We start from the raw sequence: 16,339 nt of genomic DNA on the forward strand, positions 1-16,339 counted from the left end.
GTCTCCTTCGCCTTCTGGCTACCCTGCGTATGTTGTGCGACACCGGCGTCCGGAGTAGTTTGGCCGCTTTTTGCAGGGAAATCCGGCCGGTGACGTGGCCTGTTGTGGGGTGTGCGGAGGGCTCATCCTTCCGCGACGTTCGCTAAATGTTCACCTGTTGTTCACTCAAATCTTCGTCCGGTGGAAGTTCCTGAACGACCGGGACGGAGTCGGGCCCCGCTGCCCCTGATACCGGGACTCGTACTTGGCCGATCCGTACGGGTGCTCGGCGGGCGAGCTGAGCCGGAACACGCACAACTGCCCGATCTTCATCCCCGGCCACAGCTTGATGGGCAAGGTCGCCACGTTGGACAGCTCAAGCGTGACGTGCCCGCTGAAACCGGGATCGATGAACCCGGCGGTGGAGTGCGTCAGCAGGCCCAGCCGTCCGAGCGAGCTCTTCCCCTCCAGCCGCGAGGCCAGGTCGTCGGGAAGCGTGATCACCTCATAGGTGGAGGCCAGCACGAACTCCCCCGGATGCAGGATGAACGGCTCGTCACCGGCCGGCTCGACCATCCGCGTGAGATCCGGCTGCTCCACGGAGGGGTCGATATGGGGGTACTTGTGGTTCTCGAAGACACGGAAGTAGCGGTCGAGCCGTACGTCGATGCTGGACGGCTGGATCATGTCCTGGTGGAAGGGGTCTAGGGCGAGCCGGCCGGAGTCGATCTCAGCAAGGATGTCACGGTCAGATAGCAACACGGTGAGCCAACTTACCGTCCCGGCCGGAAAAGGTGGGGCGTTGGGTTTGCTGTTGGGGGGCAAGTTTCCGCTACAGTGGGGACGCGTACTTCGGTTCGTGCGGGTGTAGTTCAATGGCAGAACATCAGCTTCCCAAGCTGACAGCGCGGGTTCGATTCCCGTCACCCGCTCTCACTACGAAGGCCCAGGTCAGGAATCAGATCCTCACCCGGGCTTTGATCACGTTCGGAGCTGTTCGATCTTTTCGGGCCATTAGCGGGCCATAAGCCGTTGATCATCCTGCGGGAACCAGTGCTCCGGCCGCCTCGTCCCCCTCGTCGTCATCACGGACCGTGAGTTGCCTGTCGATGGCGTTGGTGATCGCCTCGTCCGCCCCTCTGACCGCGTGCTGGTAGATCATCGCCGCTCGTATGTTGTCATGGCCCATCCGCGCCATGAGGTCCTTGAGGCCTGCGCCCGACTCGGCGGCGAGCATGTTGCCGGTGTGCCTCAGGTCGTGGAAATGGAGCCCGTGCAGGCCCATGTCGGACACCACGTCAACCCATCGGCTGCGGCTGTTGAAGCCGCTGCGACGGATCGGTCCGCCCTTGGCCCCGGGGAACACGAGTGATCCCAGCTCGTCCTTGACGTAGGTGTCCATGTGCTCGCGCAGGATCGGGACGATGCTCTGCGGGATGCCCACGGTTCGCCGTCCCGCTTTCGACTTGGGCGGGCCGAGCACCAGGCCGCCGGACGAGCGCTCCACGAAGGCCACCCGTACTCGGACCGTACGCGCGTCAAGCGGCGGCGCGGCGCGCCGCCGTACCCCCGGCCCTCCGCCCGCCCGCCGTCCGGGCGTGCGGCCTGGGGGCCGGTCCCGGACGGCGGCGGGACACCGGGCCGGGCACCGCACGCCGGCCCCGCCGTACCAACCGAACGCATCGGCCGGGGGTTGCCACGCCGCCGCACAGATGTAGCCCTACGGTCGCCACGGCGTGGCTGGCCATCGTGCATGGTCGGGGGCGATCGAGGGTCCAGGGCTTCGTTCCTCAGCCCCGGACCACCGAGCAGCATGGTTGCCGACCGTTTTCCGGCTGATGCGTGCAGCCCGGCGCCTTAGAGCTCGATCGAATCGTCTCCTGTGATCCGTCAGTCCTGGCTGGTCTCACTCAGGTAGCAGGTTGAAGCCGTTGTCGATGAGCGCGCTGATGGCGGCTTCCATATAGGCGCGCGTGACTCGGTCGACCACGACAAGGTTGGCCTCTCTGAAGAAGCCTGCGCCGCGTGCCATCTCCTCGGCGATCTCTTGCCCAAGTCGGATCGGATCGTAGAATGCCGGGCGGTAGAGCTGTCCCTCCCGCTCGATCAGGACATCCGAGAACCAACCCTTAACTCGATGAGGGGCGCCTGCTCGTCGAAGTAGTCCGGCCAACGCACACTGAACACTGCGCGAGTGTACCGATCCAACATCACGGGGGATCAACCGTCAGTTGCAATTCCTGTTGCAGTTCAAGCCCGTACCAGCCCGTTCAGAGCAGACCACCCATGCCCGCTGACCTGCATTGCACTACCTGAAACAGCTTGGACTGGATCTCTTAATCGGTAGGTTTCACAATCGCTGACCCCGGACCAATCGGTTCGACCATCAGTACCACCCGGCTGGCTTCGACATCGAACCCGAGATCCGGATAACCAGGGGAACCCTCCGGAGACATCAGCACAGACTTCCCAAGACGCTGTCCGATCAGGCGGAGGACAGCCACCAGGACATCCAACCGCTCCTGCCCCTGCAATTCTCTGAGGTCAACGTCGAAGTCAATTGACTCGGCCTGATACAGCCGGAAGATCATCACGACCTCGGGGATCGGCCAGACTCTCAATTCAGGCGTGGCGCCGGCGGATGCAGCGGCGACCATGTCAGGAGCCGACGTGAGCTCCATCGGCTCACCAGTCAGCGAGTAGGCGTACTGCCAATCCTGCGACCGAACGAGCTCAAGCAGCACCTGCCAGTCCTCGACAGTCGTTCCCTCTACGACCACGTCGGGCAACGTTCCGTTGATGTCGGGGTCGAAGAGGCCCTTCACGTCATCCCACAACAGGTCAGGCACAGTACACATCATCCTTGAGGAAGTCCCTCCGGCGGATACTCCAGCTCCCGATCGACGGCTGATCGTCGGGCCATTAGCGGGCCATTAACCAAGGTGACGAGCGGTCAACCACGGTCACTCATGACCTTGCCGACATCCTGTGCGACCAGCAATCCCCTGCTACAGGGACCGTGATCGGTGCAGTTCCCAAGCTGACAGCGGGTTCGATCCCCGTCAGTCGCTCCACATGCCCACGGTCACGGAGTGAATCCCGACTCGGACCTTGATTATTTCTAGAGCCATCAGCCGACCTTGCTCAGTCCTGCGGCTTGCGCCAGATGATGCTGTAGCGCAACAGAAGGCGACGGCGATACTGGGAGAGCCAGGCAACATCTCGGCGGACAACGCTCGGCACGGTCTGTCGCAGTTCGCGGGCGACCATGCCCTCGCCGCAACCTACGTCGAGGGCGCGCTGGTGACCATCAGGGATCGCGCGCAGAATGCGGAGATAATAGACGTTGTGGTTCCAACGTCTGCGGTTCTCCACGGTCATGTGTCGATCCTGCCGGACAGCCGTTGACGGATCCCTCTAAGAACCCCTGGCCAAGTGAAGCGCGTGATCGGTCGGGCGACCAGCCCCACTGTGCCGGCGGTCTGCGATCCACCTCATGTCGTCACGTACTGAAGTGGGAATCCGACGACCAAGTACGCCAGTGGCGCGAAGGCCAGGGCCGTCAGCAGGGTCGGCATCCGCTCTCTCTGCCGGCGTGCCATCACCAGCGGTACAAGGACCAGGACGGCCAGACAGGCCCATGCCTGCGGGGCGTAATGCAGGACGAAGGCATAGAGGATGCTCTCCATCCCGAAGACACCTCCCAGCGCGGCGAGCCCTATGACACGGTTACGGATGGTGCGTCCGTTCCACCACCACAGCCCAGCCACACCGAACAACGGGCCGCTGATGGCCGCCATCACAAGCCACACCAGCGGATAGGTGAGGCTGCCCATGCCGTCCCGGCCGAACTCCGCGTACCCGTAATACCCAACGACCAGGCCGATCGAGGCACACAGGCCGGCGACGGCGGCTGACCGCGCTGACGCCCAACCGGCAAGCAGGGCGCCGACGACGAACGCTGGGACACACCAGACAGCACCGGAGTTGGCGACCTGGTTCCAGGCGCCCGGAAGCCAGCCCTGGGCAAGATTGGTGACAACACCGAATCCCAGACCTGCCAGCAGTGCGGATGCGCACCAGACGCTGAGCTTTGCGATCGGCCCGAAGCGGCTGTTCATCAGGAAGATCCCCCCTGTCTTCCCTCGCTGGACACCGGCGGGTCGCAACTCTATATGCAGGCCATACATGCTGCGTCTAGTTGATGATCACGTCGTCACCGCAAGATCCCTCACTGACAAACCAGCACGATGTACTCACAGACAACCACCCCTTAGCGGTAATGTTGATCGCGTCATTGGGGAAGTGGTCGCGATCACTGCATGCCAGATGCATGCCAGAACGGACGATGATCAACGGTGAGTTGCAGGGACTCCCGGCCACTCGACCAGCCTTGACCTGCCTCCCCATTTCCCCCGCTCAGGACGGCAAGATCCGTAGCCCATTCCCAAGCTGACAGCTCTGGTTCGATTCCGAGGGTGGTCCCGGTGTGACGAAGGTCATGGAAGTGAAAGCCGCTGAGCTCGGCATTCTTCAATGCCGCCGCCGAGGCACGGGTGAAGTTCACGCGCCGGAGCTTGGCACCCCTTGGGCCGACGAAGACGTGCCCGTCGTCGGACTGCTCGGCGTGGGTCTCCATGTGCGCGCGAGGGTCCGCACCGCAGGCCAGAGATTGTCGGACAGCAGGACGAGTGACGCCCTGTGAACCGTCGGCACTCCGATTCTGGGAGCCATCTTGGGAGCCAACAGGCCGTACGGCTCCGGACCGAGTTGGATTGATCTGAACAGGCGACTCGGTCACGACCTTCGCGGCGAACTGGCCTGAACGGCCCTGGCCATCGTTTGGGAACCTTTCGATCAGATGTCGCGGGTCGCGTCGTGACCTGATCGCTGCGTGACGCAGATCACATCCCCTGACACGAACTCGTGCCGCCCCCTCGGGCGAAAGCTGGTGAACCACCACTCAGGGGATTGGAGCACCATGTGACCGATGACGAATCCGGTAGGGCTGTCGACGCCGAGCTGATACGGCGGTCGGAGCACGACCCGGAGTCCTTCGCCGACCTGTTCGACAGGCACGCGCCCGCACTACGGCGTTACGTTGCCCGGCGGCTGGGCCCCTCTCTTGCCGACGACATCGTCTCCGATGCCTTTCTGACCGCTTTTCGGCGCCGTGGCCGCTATGACATGAGCCATCCTGACGCACGGCCTTGGCTGTACGGCATCACCGCTCGGCTCATCAGCCGACACAGACGTGTGGAGGTTCGGTTCTACCGGGCGCTGGTCCGCAGCGGCATCGACGAGATCGTCGAGCCGTACGCCGAGCGTGTCGATGACCGGGTCGCCGCCCAGCAGGCCGGTCTGGCGGCGGCGCTGGCAAAGCTGTCCCCCGGTGATCGGGAGGTGCTGTTACTCGTGGCCTGGGCCGACATGTCATATCAGGACGTGGCCCGTGCACTGGATATCCCGATCGGCACTGTCAGATCCCGCCTGAACCGAGCCAGGACGAGGACACGCCAGGCGCTCGGCGGATCCGACCCCGCGATGACCCGAGAGGAGTCTTTCGATGGATGACCTGCGATCGCTGCACGAGTGGCGCGCCAAGGTCCCCGAGCCCGGCCATGAGTGGATCATCTCGGAGCGCCGGCGGCTGCTGAAGCGGATACGGGGGCGCAGGCGATCAGTGGGGCGCCGGCTGCTTGCGATCGGGGCTCTGGGGGCCGCCGCCTCGGTCGCCGTGGCCACCCTATGGCCGCAACCGCCTGCTCAAGGGCCGGCGGCTACACCCCCAGTCGTTCGGCTCGACTCCAGCGTGGTGCTGGTCCGCGCCGCCGATATGGCGAGCAGGCGCAGGAGCACCCAGGTGCCGCTGCCGACGCAGTGGCACTACACCAAGACCCTGGACAAGCAGCCGAACTCAGAGACGACCAAGACCCAGGAACAATGGCTGCGCTATGACGGCAGGCAGGCCGCCTCCTTCGGCGAGGACGGCCGACTCACCGTCGGCAAGGAACACGACCCGCTGGATCCCGGCGATGACGACCTGTCGCCGCAGCAGTACGACGCCAAGCTACGCAAGCTGCCCACTGACCCGAGGAAGCTGCTGGTCAAGATCACAGGTGATCGTCACTGGATCGAGGGAGCCCGCGAGGAGGGGGTGCCCAAGAGCGTCGAACCCGCCGACGCCCGCGCTTATCGCGTGATCATGCTCTACCTGAGCAGGTACGGCACGATGCCACCGCGGCTGGAGGCGGCCATGTTCCGCGCTCTGGCGCTCATTCCCGGCGTCCGGATCGAGCAAGGCGTGAGCGACGCCGCCGGTCGCAGTGGGCTGGGCGTCTGGCTGGAGCGCGCCGGCGATGCGCGGCCCTTCCGCCGATACGAGATCCTGGATCCGGCCACCTATCGCTACCTGGGAACTCGGACGGTCTGGCTGCGCGATGCGTTCATGCCTGGCAGCAGCGAGCCAGCCACCCGCAAGGGAGCGGTGTGGAGCACGGCCTTGCTGACGTCGGTGATCGTGGAACGTCCCGGTCAGCGGGGCTGAGCGCTCACCCGTGGGTGGGAAGCACGCAAGGAAGAGGGCCGGATCGGGGCCTGTTCGTCGTGCGCGGCCGCATGAGCCAGGACGGTGGACGGCATGCACGGGGGCGCCGGGCTTGGCGTAATAGTGTCGTCGTGGGTTCCCAGGCTCGGGATCAAAGCTACTGGCGTACACGATTTCGGGCCTGAGCATGCGGATCGGAAGCGGCTTGGTCCGATCGCATGTGTGTTCCACCGCAGGCCACGAAGCATCGCGCAGCCAGAGTCTCGCTCCGCCTTCATCCGCTTGTTGCGGGAGCCACGTTGGGAGCCACCGGGGCGGACGATCATGAACCGAGCCGAACGAGCCTGAACAGCGGGGCGAACGATCCCGAATGGCCTTGGATATCGTTCGGGGACCTACGGATCAGAAGGTGCGTGCCCCTTGCGTGCCCGTACGGTCGGCGATCACCGGGGAGTCACGGGGACTCATGGGGATTGGACCGGCATCCGCCCAGGTCAGCGTTCTCAGCTCAGGGAGCATGACCAGCCCTTTGCCCTGCTCGGCGCCTCATCAAGCCGTGATCGATGCAGTTCCCATGCTGGCAGCGCGCGTTCGATTCCCGTACCCCGCCCCCCATGAGGAAGCCCAGCTAGACCGATCGAGTCGGCACCTGGGCTTTGATCTTCCTTAGGGTTCTGGTCCACGACATCGCGATCCGGTAGGGCAGGTGCTCCCCGACGGGGATCGTTCTCGGGACAGGGAATGACGAGACCGGCATTCGAGCGTCTTCAGCGCCTATTCAGGCATCTGCCCGGCATGTGCGCCCGGCCCTACGGCGTCGTGTCCGGCTGGGGTGACTTCCCCGGTGAAGCTGCGCAACTCTCGGCTGAGCGCGGCTATGGCGGCGGTCATGCCGATTAGACCGCCCAGGATGACGAGCGCCGCCGCGCCGCCCAGTGCCGCGGCCAGTGCTCCGCCGAGGACCGGGCCGAAGGGTTTGAGCGCCATGCTGCCCATGCTCAGGATCGCGCCCATCCGGCCGAGCATCTCTTCGGGCACCATCCGTGCGATCACGACGTTCAGCACCACGTTCAGCGAGGGTGTGGACAGGGTGATGAACACCAAGGGAACCATTGGCCACCACGCTCCCCATGGCAGCGCCGTGGCCGCCAGCGCGGCGCCGAAGACCGTCAGGACGACCAACAGCAGTTTGCCGGGCGGGAGGAGCTTTCCGATGCGTCCCGACAGCAGCGCCCCGGCCAGTCCGCCGATGCCAAGGCCGGCCAGGACTGTGCCGGTGGTGAGCGCACTACCGCCGCGCTCGCCGACAAGCACGATCAGCGGGATCAGGAATGCCCCGCCCAGCAGGTTGAGGACCATCACCGCCGCAGTGACCTCTCTCAGGCCCCGCCGGCGCCACAGCCAAGTGATGGCCTCAACCGCCTCCCGGCGCATGCCACCCCGGATCGGGGGCTGCTCCTCGCCGTCCTCTCGTGTGGAGGTCCGCGACTCGTTCGCCGGGCGGCGCGGCACCTTCGCCAGAGCGTAGAAGATCGTGGCGGCAAGGAAGGTGATGGTGTCGACGACGAAGGGCGCCGCACGCCCCAGGCCGTAGAGCAGGCCACCAAGCGGAGGGCCGGCCAGCCCGGCGGCATGGGTGCGGGACTCCTCTTGAGCGTAGGCGCTGTGAAGTTGGCTCGTGGGGACGATCCCGCGAACGGCCGTGCCCAGGACCGGCTCGATGAACGCGGCGCACAGCGCGTCGAGTACCGCCAGCGTGACGAAATGCCATACCTGCACCTGGTCGGTGAGGACCAGTGCTGCCAATACCGCTGAGACGACAGCCTGAAGACCCTGGGCGGATATCAGCGTACGGCGACGGTCCCACCGATCCACCCAGACGCCGGCGGGTATCTGAACCAGAAGAAAGGCGACGGTGCGGGCTCCGGCAACGACGCCCGCCAATCCCGGGGAACCGGTGAGCGCGAGCACCAGCAGCGGCATGGCCAGTCTGGTGAGCTCCGACCCCAGTTCAGACACCGCGCTGCCGATCCACAGCAATTGGAAACGCACGTTCCTGCGCAGCGGGACGATGCCGGTCACGGGTCATCTTCCTTGGGTCGGGGGGTGTGACTCCGGGCCTGCGGCGCCGTTTCCGGATGCGGCAGGGCTGCCGCTGCGGTTCAGTCTTCGAACAGGCGCGACCCGAGGCGAGACCCGGAGAAGATACTCATCAGGCATGACGCTGTCTACTGAATATCGCGGGCGGGCCATGCGCTCTTGCGCGCCCGCAGCGGAGCTCGTAAAGGGTTCGGCGGTCAGATCGGCGACATGCCGCGTTGCCCCGCAGGACTTCAGGCCCGCCACACGGCTCATCGACGACACCTTCATCGACCAACACGCCGCACGAACACTGATCCCTCATCTCTTCTTTGACCAACGAGAAGCCGACCTCGTGCAGACGGTGGTCGACGCCCTCTTGCAGCTGCTCGATCACCTCGGCCCTACCGCTCCGGACAGCGCCTACCTCGACCCTCCTGAGTGGACCAACGTCCTGAACTCGGCCGGCGCCGCCTACCTGCTCTTGTCCTCCGACAAGCACGGCTCGTGACAAGACTTCGCGCAACGCGCCCTTGCACGTAGGAGCGTCAGGCAGGGGATTCCGTACGGGTTCGCAGCCCGAAAACCGTCGCCACCGCCTGCTACTTTCTCGGTCCATGAACAATGAGACCTGGACGATCGACGATCACCTTGGCGGCAAGCCCGACACATCGGTAGCCCTGTACCGCGAATTCGTCAGGCTGGTTGAGGCATGCGGCCCATTCACGTACGCGGTGTCCAAGAGCATGATCACCGTCAAGGGAACACGTCGTGGATTCGCCGGAGCAAAGCCAGACGCCCGAGGGCTGCGAGGCTATTTCGACATCCAGCGCACGATCAGCGACGACGCTCGCATCACCAGCGTGGCTCCGTACACGAAGCGGCTGTACGTTCATTCCTTCCGAATCTCTGATCTCGCTGAGCTTGATGAGGAATTCGCCGGCTGGCTCCGCGAGGCGTACGGAGTGGGTCAGGGCGGACACCTGGGCGCTTCACGATAAGGCCAGCCCCGACACGAGCTGTGAGGTCCCTGGTCGTCAGCTGATCGTCGTGCGATCAGACAGGGGAACGGGGGGTCAATCACGGACATTCATGACCGGTCCTTCGTCCAGCTCAGCGCCCCGAAGCCCGTTGATCGTTGCAGTTCACAGCTGACAGCGCAGATTCCATTCTCGTCACCCGCCCTCACACAGCGAAAGCCAGGCCAGGCACCCGCTCCCGACCTGGCTTCACAAAGTCCTGCTGGCGTTTCGATCTTCTGCGCCTGTTCCGCGCCCGATCCCCGCCGTACCGACCGAACGCCCCGACCGGGATTGCCGGGCCGCCGCACACATACAGCCCTACGACCACCACTGCATGGCTGTACGCCGTACGTGCTCGCGGGCGGTCGACTGTCCGGCCCCTGGCTCACCGAGTATCGCGGTTGAGCTCTCGGAGGGCACCATGAGCAGCATGCCGAAGAGTCCGCCCGAGTCGGTGAAGCGTCACTTGCGTCAGCGCCTGAACGATCACGCTCGTTCGCGGTGGCAGGTGTCCGGGATCGACGTGCGTTTTCGTGGCGAATTCGCTTATGTAGAAGCGCGTCTGCAGGGCGGTGCCTACGCGCGGTTGTGCCGCCTGCGCTTCGAGGGCCTCCCGCACACCTGGGCCTTCGCGCTCTACCTTCCTAGCGATGACATCTACCAGAACAGTCCCCTGCCCAGCGGCCATCTTTCAGGCTCACCCGAGGAAGCCCTCGACTGTGCGTGCGCCTTCCACTTTGCTGACCCCGAGGTTCACATCCCATCCACCGCCCCAACCAGCTGAAACGGCGGTCCTGAAATCCGGAAACATACCGCGGAATGGGGAAGGAAGCGCCTGATCACGCCGGCGCTCCTCTACAGTTCAGGACGCATGCCGCACACGAAGCAATACCCGCTTCAACGCCGGTTCCAGACTTGGCGGCCCTAACTCGATGAGCTGTAAAGCCGCCACCAGTACCTGACCCGCCTCAGCCGCTACGTCCGCCTCTGCGAGGAGACCTCTGTCCGCGTCACCGCCGAGGCCGATCCCACCCAACGCCATGAGACCACGGCGCTGTGATACCTGAACGTCATGGACGCTAGAAGATGCCCAAGAGAATCTTCGCGGCTGCCGCTGCGATGAGAGCTGCGGAACTTACCAGCATCCATCGAGTCGCGCTTCCGAGCTTCTTGGTCCTCGCGTGATGTACGCAGATGCAACGCCATAGCTCCAGCGCTGCCGCATCTAGTGTCTCCGCTGCGGTTTGCTTGGTGAACGCGTCGCGAAAATCCTTTGCGGAGCTTATCTGGCTGATCGTGTCGCTGTAACTGAATGCGATTGGAGCGCGAGCGTCGCGCTCCAAAGAGATCCTGCGGATAGATCGCGAGCCGGTGAACACTCCAACCGCACTTATGGTCGAGTAGGCAATGGCCGCTAGGCTGGCTAGCGCGAACGTCCCGGTGATCGGCGATATGGAAGACGAGTTGAGCCCTGAGATGAATACTACTCCGGTGACCACCAGAGCATTGGCGCTCAATATTCCGCCAGCTCTGCTGATGAGCCCCAGCCGGAGCTGATCCGATCGAGTGAGATGCCATTGGGCTAGATTCAGCCGAGCTGTAATGTCTGTCTCGTCGGTCATCTAGCCCCTTGCCTTCCCTTGTCGGCCTGCAGAAGGGTCCACGATTGTCCAACGCGATCGATCGGAAGGTGGTTCCTGCATGGGCATGCAGGAACCAGGCTGTGTCAGGAGCGTCGCCCAACGACCACTGTGCTATATGCATGAAATGATCAGGCTCCCCCCTCCGGCAGTGCCCGTTGCGTGCTCGTACGTACCCTACGAGCCGAAGCCGACCTGCACAGAACCGTTCACGAGCGCGACGCGCGGCCGTGGAACCCCGTAGAGCATCCAGGTCATACACACACCATCGGGCAACGCCTTACACGTTACGCTCGGACCACTCGGCCACGGTCTGGATCGACCCCAACAGCCTTTCCACGACCTGGGTTTTCGTCTCACAGTCCAAGCCGTGATGATCATGACCACGTTAAGTTGCGTGCCGATGGCCTTTCTCCGTCTACGGACGTAGACGAATCGCCTGCCGATGCCCGTCCTGGGAGGTTTTCAGTGCTTCCTCCGCGAGCTCGCATGGCCACGCTCGAAATCACTCGTCGTCGAAAAAGCGCCTGGTCTTATTCGTCGTCCTCGTCACCCGTGTAGGCCTCGTACAGTTTGCGGCGGAGGAGGTCGGTTCGGACGGTCAGGGCGCCGAGGAGTTCTTCGTCGCTCAGCCCGTCCGTGGTTCTGAAGGCCCATGAGGAATGGCCTTCCTCGTCGAGGCACTTCACGAGGACTATCGCGCCCAGAGCGGTCCATCCTTCGGGAAGCGGGTAGACGTCGAGGCCGTTCAGGGCCTGGCCGACGGGTACTTCCCCTTCCTCTGTCACTGAGCCTCCTGATGGCTGGTGGTGGCACGAACCGGGATGTGCTGCTCAAGCGCGTCGCAGCGAACAGCGAAGCCGCCGTGCCGGGGGCACTCGACCTCGCCGGCTCGCGGGCAGTAGTAGATGTCCGGACAGCCGCAGTCGGAGAACACGGGCAGGGGTCAGGCAGGGCGGCCACGTTCCAGATGATGTGCCTCTGGTTCACCGCTGCGCAACCGCTTTAGTCTCCAGGCCAGAGCCCTCTCGATGTTGCATCCCGAGGCGCCTCATTCGGCCAGCCGCTGCTCAGCCGACTCCCATGGCCGCATTTCGCCGTCTTCGTCGGCGTCTTCCTCGTACCAGCCCGTTTCGGCGAGCCAGGTCTCCAGCCAGTCGGTCAGGCTCTCCGAGTCGACATACCAGGCGTGGTGCCAGTCGTCGCTGATCCCGTTCGGTTCGAAGAGCAGTACGGCGCCCTCGGGGCTGCGGCAGTCCACGGCGGCGTACATGCCGCACCCCCAGTCCAGGATGGGCAGCACGTCCGCCGGCCAGTGCGCGTCCGTGCCGGGCCCTGAGGTCTCCCGGACCTCGCGGTATTCGCGCACGACGGTACGTCCTTCTCCCGCGAGCGGCAGGAGCTGGTAATCGGGGCCGAAGCCGCCGTTGGCCACCTCGCGGTAGAGGCGGGTGAGCACCGGAGGAAGTCGGAATCCCAAGACGCGTTCGGCCCGCGCCGCCTCCTCCGCCGTCGCGGGAGGAGGCAGGTGGTCCGTGGTCGCGCTCGCCTTCGCCGACACACGCCGAAGGAGATCATCGTTGTCCGTCACGACGGTGATCCTGTCAGCTGCCCACGACAGATCTTCATGGATGGTCGTTCATGCCCGCCCGAGATGGCTATCTGGAGGAATCCGGATCCCGGGTGATTCTCGTTCCCACGTCTTCCCCTTGGCAGATCGCCTTCATCACGCCCGTCGCCGCCACGTCGAACACGTGCATGAGCAGCCCTTGCTCATTGGCGAGCACGAAGGCGCTCTCGTCCATCACTTTCACCCCGGCCGCCAGGGCTTCTCGATAGGTGAGGTTGGTGTACCGCTTGGCGTCCGAGTTCACGTTCGGGTCGCTGTCGTACACCCCGTCGACGCCGCGCTTGGCGACCAGCAGCGCGTCGGCTTCGAGCTCCAGAGCCCGCTGGACGGCCGGATAGTCCGTCGTGACGTACGGCTGGCCGATGCCACCGGCGAGCAGGACGATCAGCCCGCGGCGAAGGTGCCGGTCGGCGCGCAGCCGGATGAAGGGCTCGGCGACACTCTGCATCGGCACAGCCGTCATCACCCGCACATCGGTCTGCGAACGCGCGGTGAGCACTCCACGCAACATCAGCGCGTTCATCACCGTGCCGAGCATGCCGATGTTGTCGGCTTCGGCGCGGCCTATCCCCCAGCCATCTGCCATCCGGCCGCGGAAGTAGTTGCCGCCGCCGATGACCACCGCGACCTCGACGCCCAACGTGCTGACGGAGAGGATCTCATCCGCCAGCTGAGCGAGGCTGGCCGGATCGGTTCCCCACCCGGCGTCGCCCGCGAGTGCCTCGCCACTCAGCTTCACCACGACCCGTGAGTAACGACTCATCCCGTTCCCTTCACGGCCGCGCCCTCGGCGACCTGATCAAGGATACGAGGCGCACCCTCGCCAGGAGCATCCCGGCTGCAGGCGCCTCGACGGCCGCCCCATTGGGCATGATCCACAGCATGCGAACCCGGATGTTCTTCGTACGCCACGGGGACTCCCTGCACAAGCAGGACGGCGTGATCGGCGGCCCGCAGGGATGCCGCGGCCTCACCGACATCGGACATCAGCAAGCAGCACAGCTCGGGCGGCAGATCATCGCGGAAATCGGCGACGACACGACGGCGATCTACTCCTCGCCCCTGCCGCGCGCCGTGCAGACGGCCGCCGCGATCGCGACGGCCGCCGGCCTGCCGTCGTCACAGGACTGCGGGCTCTGCACGTGGCACACACCGCCAGAGGCGGACGGGCTCAGCCACGCGGAGTTCCGGCGCCTCGACATCGAAGGCGGCGGCATCTACCGTCCATGGCAGCAGGGCAATGAGACCTGGGCCGAGATGGTGACCCGCACCAGCCGCACCATCACCGACCTCGCCCACCGCCACCGCGGCGAGACCGTCATCGTGGTCGGCCACGCCGAGACGGTCGAGATCTCGTTCAACGCCCTCGGGCTGCTGCCGGTTTACCGGTCCTTCGACCTCAAGGTGTCCCCGGCCTCGGTGACGGAATGGGTCACCGAGGAGGAGCCGACACAGTGGCCGCCTCCCAGGTGGACGCTCGTGCGATTCAACGACACCCCAGCCCCTGGGGGAGGCGCTGCGGCTCCGGGGTGATCGCCGTGCCGGGGGCTGGGGCCGGGCGGCGCGCCGCCGGGGCTCTGTCAGTTCGTGTCCGGTACGGCCAGGTCCAGTACGCCGACCTTCTGGCCACCGCTCCCCTCGCCCGTGACCTGGAAGCCGAGTTTCCGAAGAAAGCCGACGGGACGGTCACCGTCCAGGATGAGGCGCGGCCAGGCCACCTGCGGCTGCACGTGGGCCTCCGCGAGAGACTTCGCCGCCGGCGAGACGAACCGCTGCTGGTCGGGACGGCAGGCGCGGGTCAGCTGTGGAGCAGTTGGGTGAGCGGCTCGCGCACGTCGGCGGGGTAGAGGTCGAGCGGCCCGAACTCGGCGGCGCTCGCCCAGACGAGCTCGAAGGTGTTGTCCGGCCCGTGGTCCACGGCTTCGTCACCGGAGAGCGACGGGACGCCGATCACGTCCCGCATGAGGAAGTAGGAGGCGGGCCGGCCGCCGTGCGTGCCGGTGAAGAGCAGCCGGTCGATCGTCGCGGTGAGAGTCGTCTCCTCGTGGAGCTCGCGGACCGCGGCGCTCTCCGGTGACTCGCCGTCCTCCACGTGGCCTCCCGGCAGAAGCGCGTAGTGGTGCCCGGGACACGGCTGCCCCTGCCGGCCCTTGGCGGTGCAGATGCCGCAGGCGACGCCGGGGCCGCGCCGGAAGTACCGCTTGATGACCAGGACCCGGTCGCCGTCGACGACCACGGCGACCGCTCGGGGGATCGGCATGAGAGGGATCATACGATCCGGCGTCGCACGGGCCGCGATCACTGCGGTTTCCAGCCCTCGGGGTCCAGCAGGTACGGGAGGAATTGACTGGTGGTCTTCAGCACGGCGGGATCTTGCCGTGGCGCAGGCCATATCTGCAGGTAGTAGCCGTCTTCCTGCCAGTTCTCGTCGTCACCTTGGGTGTGGTAGCGCAGGCGGTGAGTGCCAGACCGGCGGGCAGCGGAAGGCGGTGCACCTTGTCGTCGCGCCAGTCGGTGTCCCATCCCGCCACGACCAGCTCGCTCGCCACGGTTTCGAAGCTGATCTCCACGACGTCCTCGTAGCCGTCGAGGCGCGCGCCCGGATCCCGGTCGGCGACGGCCACCGTGAAGGGCACCTCTCCGGCCTGAGCGGCGATATGCAGGCAGACCACCCCTGCCGCCTCCACTTGGACGAGCCCGATGGAGTCAGAGGTCGCGTTCCTGGTCGTTGAGGATGGTGAGCGCGATCGTGGCCGCGCCGGTCGCGTCGCCGGACTCGATCGCCTCGTACAGGTCCTCGTGGGTGGAGTCGGAGCCGAGCACGGCGCGTTCCATGCAGTGGTCGCGGCGGACCGTCTCGCGCACCGCCTCGCTCATGCCGCGGTACAGGTCCAGCAGCACGGGGTTGTGCGAGGCCGCGGCGATGGACAGGTGGAACTCCACGTCGGCGTCGGCGAACGCGTCGAGGTCGGCGGCCTGGTGGGCGGCGGTGCGCCGGGCCAGGGCCTTCCTCAGGCCGTCGAGGTCGGCCGGCTTGCGGCGTTCGGCGGCCAGGCGGGCCGCCACGAGGTCCAGTCCGCGTCGTACGTCGATGATGTCCATGGTGGCCGCGCGGTCGAGGCGGCGCTTGAACGCCACCTCGCTCTCGTCGGTCGCGGTGACGTAGGTGCCGTCGCCCTGACGCGTGGTGAGCAGCCCGGCGTGGACGAGCACGCGTACGGCCTCGCGCACCGACAGCCTGCTCACGCCCAGCGCCTCGGCCAGCCGGCTCTCCGTAGGGATCTTGGCCCCGACCGGCCAGACGCCGCTGGTGATCTCCTGGCGGAGCTCCCGGATGGCGGAGTCGACGAGGGAGGTCCGGCCCACGTGCCGCATTTGTCCTCTTCTCTAATCATCTGATGTCTGATAATTCTATGCCACTGTCGCCCTCGGGTTAAGGGGA

The 16,339-nt window shown here is 65.6% G+C and carries 22 protein-coding genes and 1 tRNA gene; 7 read left to right on the top strand and 16 right to left on the bottom strand.

Annotated features, from left to right (window positions below; all coding sequences use genetic code 11):
- Window positions 1-165: 165 nt before the first annotated feature.
- Window positions 166-741: a dCTP deaminase gene (gene dcd, locus ACFYUV_RS42290; RefSeq protein WP_358289490.1), complete on the bottom strand. Its 576-nt coding sequence runs from the start codon at window positions 739-741 to the stop codon at window positions 166-168.
- 99 nt (window positions 742-840) lie between these two features.
- Here dcd and ACFYUV_RS42295 point away from each other — a divergent pair.
- Window positions 841-911, top strand: a tRNA-Gly gene (locus ACFYUV_RS42295).
- A 104-nt stretch (window positions 912-1,015) separates the two neighbouring features.
- Here ACFYUV_RS42295 and ACFYUV_RS42300 read toward each other — a convergent pair.
- From ACFYUV_RS42300 to ACFYUV_RS42325, 6 genes are all read right to left on the bottom strand, one after another.
- Window positions 1,016-1,495 (bottom strand): tyrosine-type recombinase/integrase, encoded by a 480-nt coding sequence (locus ACFYUV_RS42300; RefSeq protein ID WP_387679537.1) that lies wholly within the window; start codon window positions 1,493-1,495, stop codon window positions 1,016-1,018.
- Between the two features lie 390 nt (window positions 1,496-1,885).
- A complete protein-coding gene (locus ACFYUV_RS42305) occupies window positions 1,886-2,152 on the bottom strand; it encodes a hypothetical protein (RefSeq protein WP_387679540.1) in 267 nt (88 codons plus the stop codon).
- Window positions 2,153-2,315: 163 nt separating this feature from the next.
- A complete protein-coding gene (locus ACFYUV_RS42310; RefSeq protein ID WP_387679543.1) occupies window positions 2,316-2,828 on the bottom strand; it encodes a hypothetical protein in 513 nt (170 codons plus the stop codon).
- Between the two features lie 295 nt (window positions 2,829-3,123).
- Complete coding sequence (locus ACFYUV_RS42315; RefSeq protein WP_387679546.1) at window positions 3,124-3,360, bottom strand: hypothetical protein; 237 nt, start codon at window positions 3,358-3,360, stop codon at window positions 3,124-3,126.
- A gap of 113 nt (window positions 3,361-3,473) precedes the next feature.
- Window positions 3,474-4,100 (bottom strand): DUF6518 family protein, encoded by a 627-nt coding sequence (locus ACFYUV_RS42320; protein ID WP_387679549.1) that lies wholly within the window; start codon window positions 4,098-4,100, stop codon window positions 3,474-3,476.
- A gap of 194 nt (window positions 4,101-4,294) precedes the next feature.
- On the bottom strand, window positions 4,295-4,546 hold the full coding sequence (locus tag ACFYUV_RS42325; RefSeq protein ID WP_387679552.1) for a hypothetical protein: 252 nt from the start codon (window positions 4,544-4,546) through the stop codon (window positions 4,295-4,297).
- Window positions 4,547-4,962: 416 nt separating this feature from the next.
- Between ACFYUV_RS42325 and ACFYUV_RS42330 the strand changes: the two genes are divergently transcribed.
- Window positions 4,963-5,553, top strand: coding sequence for an RNA polymerase sigma factor (locus tag ACFYUV_RS42330; RefSeq protein WP_306861939.1), 591 nt, complete (start codon window positions 4,963-4,965; stop codon window positions 5,551-5,553).
- Window positions 5,546-6,526, top strand: coding sequence for a CU044_5270 family protein (locus ACFYUV_RS42335; RefSeq protein ID WP_387679555.1), 981 nt, complete (start codon window positions 5,546-5,548; stop codon window positions 6,524-6,526). Before ACFYUV_RS42330 ends, ACFYUV_RS42335 begins: the two co-directional genes overlap by 8 nt.
- Window positions 6,527-7,300: 774 nt before the next feature.
- Here the strand turns inward: ACFYUV_RS42335 and ACFYUV_RS42340 are convergent.
- Complete coding sequence (locus ACFYUV_RS42340; RefSeq protein ID WP_387679558.1) at window positions 7,301-8,608, bottom strand: MFS transporter; 1,308 nt, start codon at window positions 8,606-8,608, stop codon at window positions 7,301-7,303.
- 136 nt (window positions 8,609-8,744) lie between these two features.
- Between ACFYUV_RS42340 and ACFYUV_RS42345 the strand changes: the two genes are divergently transcribed.
- The 3 genes from ACFYUV_RS42345 to ACFYUV_RS42355 all read left to right on the top strand — a co-directional run bounded on the left by ACFYUV_RS42345 (window position 8,745) and on the right by ACFYUV_RS42355 (window position 10,411).
- Window positions 8,745-9,116: a hypothetical protein gene (locus ACFYUV_RS42345; RefSeq protein ID WP_387679561.1), complete on the top strand. Its 372-nt coding sequence runs from the start codon at window positions 8,745-8,747 to the stop codon at window positions 9,114-9,116.
- Between the two features lie 106 nt (window positions 9,117-9,222).
- Window positions 9,223-9,606, top strand: a complete 384-nt coding sequence (locus ACFYUV_RS42350; RefSeq protein WP_387679562.1) for a DUF5655 domain-containing protein — start codon at window positions 9,223-9,225, stop codon at window positions 9,604-9,606.
- Between the two features lie 442 nt (window positions 9,607-10,048).
- The gene (locus ACFYUV_RS42355) at window positions 10,049-10,411 is read left to right on the top strand and encodes a hypothetical protein (RefSeq protein WP_387679565.1); all 363 of its coding nucleotides are present in this window, start codon (window positions 10,049-10,051) and stop codon (window positions 10,409-10,411) included.
- A 295-nt stretch (window positions 10,412-10,706) separates the two neighbouring features.
- On the opposite strand, the gene ACFYUV_RS42360 is transcribed toward ACFYUV_RS42355, so the two are convergent.
- The 4 genes from ACFYUV_RS42360 to pyrH form a co-directional block, all read right to left on the bottom strand.
- The gene (locus ACFYUV_RS42360) at window positions 10,707-11,249 is read right to left on the bottom strand and encodes a hypothetical protein (RefSeq protein ID WP_387679567.1); all 543 of its coding nucleotides are present in this window, start codon (window positions 11,247-11,249) and stop codon (window positions 10,707-10,709) included.
- 551 nt (window positions 11,250-11,800) lie between these two features.
- Window positions 11,801-12,055, bottom strand: a complete 255-nt coding sequence (locus ACFYUV_RS42365) for a hypothetical protein (RefSeq protein WP_387679570.1) — start codon at window positions 12,053-12,055, stop codon at window positions 11,801-11,803.
- Window positions 12,056-12,318: 263 nt separating this feature from the next.
- Window positions 12,319-12,858, bottom strand: a complete 540-nt coding sequence (locus ACFYUV_RS42370; protein ID WP_387679573.1) for an SMI1/KNR4 family protein — start codon at window positions 12,856-12,858, stop codon at window positions 12,319-12,321.
- Between the two features lie 67 nt (window positions 12,859-12,925).
- Entirely contained in the window at window positions 12,926-13,639 is a 714-nt protein-coding gene (pyrH, locus tag ACFYUV_RS42375) for a UMP kinase (protein WP_387679576.1), read from the bottom strand.
- A 140-nt stretch (window positions 13,640-13,779) separates the two neighbouring features.
- Here pyrH and ACFYUV_RS42380 point away from each other — a divergent pair, with 140 nt between their 5' ends.
- A complete protein-coding gene (locus ACFYUV_RS42380) occupies window positions 13,780-14,430 on the top strand; it encodes a histidine phosphatase family protein (RefSeq protein ID WP_387679579.1) in 651 nt (216 codons plus the stop codon).
- A gap of 47 nt (window positions 14,431-14,477) precedes the next feature.
- Here the strand turns inward: ACFYUV_RS42380 and ACFYUV_RS42385 are convergent, their stop codons facing one another.
- From ACFYUV_RS42385 to ACFYUV_RS42400, 4 genes are all read right to left on the bottom strand, one after another.
- On the bottom strand, window positions 14,478-14,627 hold the full coding sequence (locus tag ACFYUV_RS42385) for a hypothetical protein (RefSeq protein ID WP_387679582.1): 150 nt from the start codon (window positions 14,625-14,627) through the stop codon (window positions 14,478-14,480).
- Window positions 14,628-14,695: 68 nt separating this feature from the next.
- Window positions 14,696-15,157, bottom strand: a complete 462-nt coding sequence (locus ACFYUV_RS42390) for an NUDIX hydrolase (RefSeq protein ID WP_387679585.1) — start codon at window positions 15,155-15,157, stop codon at window positions 14,696-14,698.
- Between the two features lie 97 nt (window positions 15,158-15,254).
- Window positions 15,255-15,569 (bottom strand): hypothetical protein, encoded by a 315-nt coding sequence (locus ACFYUV_RS42395; protein ID WP_387679587.1) that lies wholly within the window; start codon window positions 15,567-15,569, stop codon window positions 15,255-15,257.
- Window positions 15,570-15,603: 34 nt separating this feature from the next.
- Window positions 15,604-16,272 (bottom strand): FadR/GntR family transcriptional regulator, encoded by a 669-nt coding sequence (locus ACFYUV_RS42400; protein WP_387679590.1) that lies wholly within the window; start codon window positions 16,270-16,272, stop codon window positions 15,604-15,606.
- Window positions 16,273-16,339: the final 67 nt, after the last annotated feature.

It is taken from the genome of Nonomuraea sp. NPDC003560 (assembly GCF_042878785.1).
In the GTDB taxonomy this organism is placed as follows: Bacteria; Actinomycetota; Actinomycetes; order Streptosporangiales; family Streptosporangiaceae; genus Nonomuraea.

Bases quoted from the DNA above. Each gene is read 5' to 3' on its own strand.
- ACFYUV_RS42315 (WP_387679546.1), bottom strand. From the start codon at position 3,360: ATGACCGTGGAGAACCGCAGACGTTGGAACCACAACGTCTATTATCTC.
- ACFYUV_RS42320 (WP_387679549.1), bottom strand. From the start codon at position 4,100: ATGAACAGCCGCTTCGGGCCGATCGCAAAGCTCAGCGTCTGGTGCGCA.
- ACFYUV_RS42335 (WP_387679555.1), top strand. From the start codon at position 5,546: ATGGATGACCTGCGATCGCTGCACGAGTGGCGCGCCAAGGTCCCCGAG.
- ACFYUV_RS42345 (WP_387679561.1), top strand. From the start codon at position 8,745: ATGACGCTGTCTACTGAATATCGCGGGCGGGCCATGCGCTCTTGCGCG.
- ACFYUV_RS42350 (WP_387679562.1), top strand. From the start codon at position 9,223: ATGAACAATGAGACCTGGACGATCGACGATCACCTTGGCGGCAAGCCC.
- ACFYUV_RS42355 (WP_387679565.1), top strand. From the start codon at position 10,049: ATGAGCAGCATGCCGAAGAGTCCGCCCGAGTCGGTGAAGCGTCACTTG.
- ACFYUV_RS42360 (WP_387679567.1), bottom strand. From the start codon at position 11,249: ATGACCGACGAGACAGACATTACAGCTCGGCTGAATCTAGCCCAATGG.
- ACFYUV_RS42380 (WP_387679579.1), top strand. From the start codon at position 13,780: ATGCGAACCCGGATGTTCTTCGTACGCCACGGGGACTCCCTGCACAAG.
- ACFYUV_RS42390 (WP_387679585.1), bottom strand. From the start codon at position 15,157: ATGCCGATCCCCCGAGCGGTCGCCGTGGTCGTCGACGGCGACCGGGTC.
- ACFYUV_RS42400 (WP_387679590.1), bottom strand. From the start codon at position 16,272: ATGCGGCACGTGGGCCGGACCTCCCTCGTCGACTCCGCCATCCGGGAG.